Annotated in this window: 1 protein-coding gene; it reads left to right on the forward strand. The window is 76.2% G+C overall.

All coding sequences use genetic code 11. From position 1 onward, the window contains the following. Positions 1–35: 35 nt before the first annotated feature. Positions 36–6,823 (forward strand): amino acid adenylation domain-containing protein (locus tag IF37_RS0132395; protein ID WP_037857546.1); only part of this gene is annotated, 6,788 nt, incomplete at its 3' end.

The following is a 6,823-nucleotide window of genomic DNA, read 5'->3' on the forward strand; positions in this document are numbered from 1 at the left end:
ACCGCTGACGATGTCCTGACGATGGGGAGTGAACGGTGGCTGATCACCAGGTGGAGGAGTGGCGGCACGCGCTGGCGGGCCTGGAGCCGCTGGAACTGCCGTCGGACCGCCGGCCTTCGGACGACGGCCCGGGCCGCGCGGACGGGGTCCCGTTCGACGTGCCCGCCCGGACCGCCGACGCGCTGGCCGCGCTGGCCCGCGACCGTGGTGCGGAGTTGCCCGCGGTCCTGCTGACGGTGTTCCACACGCTGCTGGCGCGGCACGCCGGCCGGGGCGACGTCCCGGTGGCGCTGCCGGCGGACGGCGGGCGGGACGCGGGTGCGGCGACCGTGGTGCGGGGCCCGGCCGGCGATCCGGCGTTCGGCGAGGCGCTGGCGCTGGTCGCGCGGGGCCTGACGGACGCGGCCGGCCGTGGTCCGGTGCCGCTCGCGGCGCTGGCGGACGCGGCCGGCGGGCCGGCCTCGGTGGCGTGGTTCGCGTGGCGTGCGGCCGGCCGGGAGGCCGCCGTGTTCCCGCCGGACGCGCACGTCACGCTGGAGGTCGTCGTGGACGGCGGCGGGCTGAGCGGTGTCCTCGGCTACCGGACCGATCTGTTCGAACGGGCCACGGCGGAGCGGATGGCGGGACACTTCGTGACGCTCGCGGGCTCCGCCGCCGACGCGCCCGGGGTGCCGCTCAGCGCGCTGGAGATGCTGACGGAGCCGGAGCGGCACCGCGTCCTGACCGAGTGGAACGGGCCGCGGTCCGCGTTCCCGGACACCGCGACCGTGCACCGGCTGGTCGCGGAGCGGGCCGCGCTCCAGCCCGACGCGGTGGCCCTGGAGTACGGCGATCAGCGGCTGACCTACCGGGAGTTGGAGACGCGCGCCGAGGGGCTGGCGCGGTACCTGGCGGAGCGGGGCGTGGGCCCCGGCGCGCTGGTCGCGGTGTGCCTGGACCACGGTCCGGACCTGGTGTGCGCGCTGCTCGGCGTGCTCAAGTCGGGTGCCGCCTACGTGCCGTTGGACCCGGCCTACCCGGCCGAGCGGCTGCGGTACATGGTCCAGGACAGCGCCGCCCCGGTGGTGGTGACGCAGTCCGCGCACGCGGGTCTGTTCGCCCCGGGCACCGCGCTGCTGCTGGCCGACCGGGAGTGGCCGGCCGGCACCGGCGCCGCCCCGGCCGCCGCGGGCCCGGACGACGTGGCGTACGTCATCTACACCTCGGGTTCCACGGGCCGCCCCAAGGGGGTGCGGGTCGGGCACCGGGGTGTCGTCAATTACCTGCACTGGTGCGACCGGAACTACCCTCCGGCGCCCGGCGCGCGGATCGGTTCGCTGCTGTGCTCGTCGGCGGCGTTCGACCTGACGGTGACCGCGCTGTTCCTGCCGCTGGTGCAGGGGCTGTGCCTGGTGGTGCCGCGGCCGGAGCCGGGCCGCGGGGTGTTCGACGCGGCCGTGGACATCGTCGCGAGCGGGGTCCCGGTCAGCTTCCTGAAGGCGACGCCCTCGCATCTGGAGCTGCTGACCGCCCGGCTGGAGCAGGACGGTGTGCGGCACGGCATCGCCACGGTGGTGGCCGGCGGCGAGGACCTGACGCCGGCGCTGGCGCACCGGGTGCTGGAGCTGGGCACCGGGGACACGGCGATCGTCAACGAGTACGGGCCGACGGAGGCGACCGTCGGCAACGTGGTCAGCCGGTCGGTGTCGGTGGACCCGGCGGCGGACCACGTGCCGATGGGCCGGGCGATCGACAACACCGAGGTGTACGTGGTCGGCGCGCACGGGGAGGTGCAGCCGGTCGGGGTCCCCGGGGAGTTGCTGATCGGCGGTGTCAACGTGGCCCTCGGCTATCTGGGCCGGCCCGATCTGACGGCGCGGCGGTTCGTGCCGCACCCGTTCTCGGCCGATCCCGAGGCCCGGGTGTACCGCACCGGTGACCTGGTGAAGTGGCTGCCGGACGGGCGGCTGGTCTACCTGGGCCGGATGGACGACCAGGTGAAGCTGCGCGGGCACCGGGTGGAGCTGGGCGAGATCGAGAACGCCCTGCTGTCCCGGCCGGAGGTCGCGGCGGCCACCGTCGTGGTCCGTGAGGACGTCCCGGGCGACAAGCGGCTGGTGGCGTACCTGGTGCCGGCCGGCGGCGCGGCGGTGGCCGTGGCCGGGCTGCGGGCGGCGCTGGCGCGGGACCTGCCGGCGCACATGGTGCCGGCCCGGTACGTGGTGCTGGAGCGGCTGCCGCTCACTCCGAACGGCAAGGTGGACCGGCGGGCGCTGCCCGCGCCGGAGGGCCACCGACCGGACGTCTCCGCCGCGTTCACCGCGCCGCGTACGCCGACGGAGCGGGTGGTCGCCGGTGTCTGGGCCGAGTTGCTGGGCGTCGACGCGGTCGGCGCGGACGACGACTTCTTCGAGCTGGGCGGGCACTCCCTGCTGGCCGCCCGGGTCGCCTCCCGGCTGCGCCGGGACCTCGGGGTGGACGTGCCGCACCGGACGCTGTTCGACGCCCCGACGCCGGCGCTGCTGGCGGCGGCCGTGGACGCGCTGGGCCCGGGCAGCTTCGCCGCGATCCCGCGCGCGGACCGCTCGGCGGGTGCCCTGCCGTTGTCGTTCGCGCAGCAACGCCTGTGGTTCCTGGACCAGTTGGCGCCGGGCCGGGCCGAGTACGCGATCCCGGTGGGGCTGCGGGTCGAGGGGGACTTCGCGCCGGAGGCGTTCGGTGCCGCGCTGACGGCGCTGGCCGCCCGGCACGAGATCCTGCGGACCCGGATCGTCGCGGACGGCACGGGACGCCCGTTCCAGGTCGTGGACGCGGCGCGGGAGGTGGCGGTGGACGTCCACGACGCCCGGCACCTCGGCGCCGACGCGGCGCGGGAGATCCTGCGCGAGGCCGCGGGCCGGCCGTTCGACCTGGCCGCCGGGCCGCTGCTGCGCGCGGTGGCGGTGCGGGTGGCAGACGCGGAGTGGCTGCTGCTGCTCGCGGTGCACCACATCGTCTCCGACGGCTGGTCGGAGGGCATCCTGGCGCGGGAGCTGGGCGAGTTGTACGGCGCGGCGGTGGCCGGCCGGCCGGCCGCCCTCGTCCCCCTCGGCCTCCAGTACGCGGACTTCGCGAGCTGGCAGCGCGAAGCGCTGGACGGCCCGGCGCTGGCAGGGCAGTCGGCGTACTGGCGGGAGCGGCTCGCCGGGGTACGGCCGCTGGAACTGCCGGCCGACCACCGGCGGCCGGCCGAGCGGTCGGGCCGGGGCGGCACGGTGTCCTTCTCGGTGCCCGCCGACGTGGCCGGCGCGGCCCGGCGGCTGGCGGCGGGGCAGGGCGCGAGCCTGTTCATGTCGCTGCTGGCGGTGTTCCAGTTGCTGATGGCGAAGTACAGCGGCCAGGAGGACATCGCGGTCGGCAGCCCGATCGCCGGCCGCAACCGGGCCGAGACCGAGGAGCTGATCGGCTTCTTCGTCAACACCATCGTCCTGCGGACCGACCTGTCGGGCGACCCGGCGTTCACCGAACTCCTGCACCGGGTCAAGGACACCGCCCTCGGCGCCTACGACCACCAGGACCTGCCCTTCGAGCGTCTGGTGGAGGAGCTGGCCCCCGACCGCGACCTGTCGCGCACTCCGCTGTTCCAGACGATGTTCGTGCTCCAGAACACCCCGGACGGCCATGCGTGGCGGCTGCCCGGAGCGGTGGTGGAGCCGTTCGCGGTCCGTGCGGAGGAGGCCAAGTTCGACCTGACCCTGTTCCTCACCGAGCGCCCCGACGGCTCGCTCGACGGCGATCTGGTGTTCGCCCTCGACCTGTTCACGCCGGACACGGCCGAGCGGCTGGCCGGGCACTTCACCACGCTGCTGCGCGCGGCGGTCGCGGGCCCGGAGCGCCGCCTGTCCGAGCTGGAGGTGCTGTCCGGCGCCGAGCGGCAGCGGGTGCTGACCGAGTGGAGCGGCACGGCGTCCGTCGCCGTCACCGAGGCCGAGGCCGGTGCCGAGGCCGGTTCCGGAACCGGTGCCGAGGTCGGTGCCGGCACCGGTGCCGGGGTGACGGTGCACCGGCTGGTCGAGGAGTGCGCCGCCCTGCGGCCGGACACGGCGGCGGTGCTCTGGACCGGCGGCGAACTGACCTACCGGGAACTGAACGCCCGGGCCAACCGGCTCGCCCGGCACCTGCGGTCCCGCGGGGCCGGTCCCGGGGCCGCGGTCGCCGTGTGCCTGGAGCGCGGCCCCGAGCAGATCACCGCGCTGCTCGCGGTCCTCAAGTCCGGCGCCGCCTACGTACCGCTGGACCCGGAGCACCCGGCCGACCGGCTCGCCTACCTGGTCGCGGACGCGCGGGCCGCGCTCGTCGTCACCGACAGCGCCCGGGCCGCGCGGCTGCCCGGGGAGCCCGGCCGGTTCCTCACCGACCGGGACTGGCCGTCCCTCGCGGACCTGCCGGCGCACGACCCGGAACCCGCGGCGACCGCCGGCGACCTGGCGTACGTGATCTACACCAGCGGCTCCACCGGCCGGCCCAAGGGCGTCGAGATCGAGCACCGCAGCCTGGCCGGCCTGGTCCGCTGGACGGCCGACACCTTCGGCGCGGCCCCGGGACGGCGGGTCGCGCTGCTGGCCGGGGTCGGCTTCGACGCGGCGGCCTGGGAGCTGTGGCCCGCGCTGGCGACCGGTGCCACCGTGTGCGTACCCGAGGACACCGTACGGCTGACACCGGCCCTGCTCCAGCGCTGGCTGGCCGAGCGGCGGGTCACGGGCACCTTCGTCTCGACGCCGGTGCTGGAGGCGCTGGCGGCCCTCGACTGGTCGGAGCCGACCTCCCTGGAGTACGTGCTGACCGGCGGGGACGCGCTGCGCCTGCCGGCCGGGCTGCGGCTGCCCTTCCGCGTCGTCAACAACTACGGGCCGACCGAGTCGACGGTGGTGACGACCTCGGCCGAGGTCGCCCCCGGCACGGCCGTGCCGCCGATCGGCCGCCCGGTGCCCGGCACCTTCGTGTACGTGGTGGACCGGCACGGCCGGCCGGTGCCGACCGGGGTGCCGGGCGAACTCCTCGTCGGCGGCGCCGGGCTGGCGCGCGGATACCGGGGGCTGCCGGACCAGACGGCGCAGCGGTTCGTCACCGCCGACGTCGACGGCACGCCGCGCCGGGTCTACCGCACCGGGGACCGGGTGCGCTGGCTGGCCGACGGGCAACTGGAGTTCCTGGGCCGGCTGGACGACCAGGTGAAGCTGCGCGGGCACCGCATCGAGCCCGGTGAGATCGAGGCGGTGCTGCTGGCCGGGCCCGACGTCGCGGCGGCCACCGTCGTCGTCCGCGAGGACGTCCCCGGCGACAAGCGGCTGGTCGCCTACGTCGTCCCGGCGGCGGACGGCACGGTGCGCGGCGAGGCCCTGCGCGGGCGGCTCCGCCGTGAACTGCCCGACTTCATGGTGCCGTCCGCGTTCGTGACGCTGGAGCGGCTGCCGCTCACCCCGAACGGCAAGGTGGACCGGCGGGCGCTGCCCGCGCCGGAGCCCCGCGCGTCCGGGGCCGGCGGTCCGGCGCCCCGTACCCCGGTGGAGCGCGCGGTCGCGGCGGCCTGGTCCCAGGTACTGGGCACCGAGGTGACCGGGGTGGACGACAACTTCTTCGAGCTGGGCGGGCACTCCCTGCTCGCCACCCAGGTGACGTCCCGGCTGCGGGAGGCGCTGGGGGTGGAGGTGCCGGTGCGGGACCTGTTCGCGGCGCCCACCGTCGCCGGGCTGGCCGCGGCCGTGGCGGAGCGGGCGGCGGACGGGGCGGCCGGCGCGGAGCGGATCGTACCGGCCGACCGTACCGGCGGGCCGCTGCCGTTGAGCTTCGCCCAGCAACGGCTGTGGTTCCTGGACCAGTTGGAGCCCGGGCGGGCCGAGTACGCCGTACCCTTCGCGCTGCGCGTCCGCGGTGCGCTGGACACCGGTGCCCTGGACGCGGCGCTGACCCGGATGCTGGCGCGGCACGAGGTCCTGCGGACGCGGTTCGTCGCCGACGAGGACGGTGAGCCGGCGCAGGTCGTCGATCCGCCGGCGCCGGTGCGCGCGGCCGTCCACGACCTGCGGCACCTGGCCGATCCCGGGGAGCGGCAGGAGGCGGCACGGCGCTTCGCCCGCGAGGCGGTCGCCCGCCCGTTCGACCTGGCGTCGGGGCCGCTGCTCCGCGCGCACCTGGTGCGGCTGGCCGACGAGGAGGCGCACCTGCTGCTGACGGTCCATCACATCGCCTGTGACGGCTGGTCCGAGCCAGTCATGGCACGCGAGCTGCGGGAGGGTTACCGGGCGGCGACGACCGGCACCCCACCGGAGGTCGCGGAACTGCCGGTGCAGTACGCGGACTTCTCCGTGTGGCAGCGCCGGCGGCTCACCGGTGACGTGCTGGAGGGGCAGCTGGCGTACTGGCGGGAGCGGCTCGCCGGAGTGGAACCGCTGGAGCTGCCCACCGACCACCGCCGTCCGGCGGGGCGGCCCGGAGGCGGCGACACCGTGACGTTCGAGGTGGGCGCGGCGGTGACCGCCGGGCTGCGGAAGGCGGCCAGGAGCGGCGGCGCGAGCCTGTACATGGTGCTGCTGGCGGCCTTCCAGGTGCTGCTGGCCAAGTACGGCCGCCAGGACGACGTGACCGTCGGCAGTCCGGTCGCCGGCCGCAACCGCGCCGAGACCGAGGACCTGATCGGCTTCTTCGTCAACACCCTCGTCCTGCGCACCGACCTCTCCGGCGACCCGGCGTTCACCGAACTCCTGCACCGGGTCAAGGACACCGCCCTCGGCGCCTACGACCACCAGGACCTCCCCTTCGAACGCCTGGTGGAGGAACTCGCCCCCGACCGCGACCCGTCCCGCAA

This window comes from Streptomyces sp. NRRL S-31 (assembly GCF_000718775.1).
Taxonomy (GTDB): domain Bacteria; phylum Actinomycetota; class Actinomycetes; order Streptomycetales; family Streptomycetaceae; genus Streptomyces.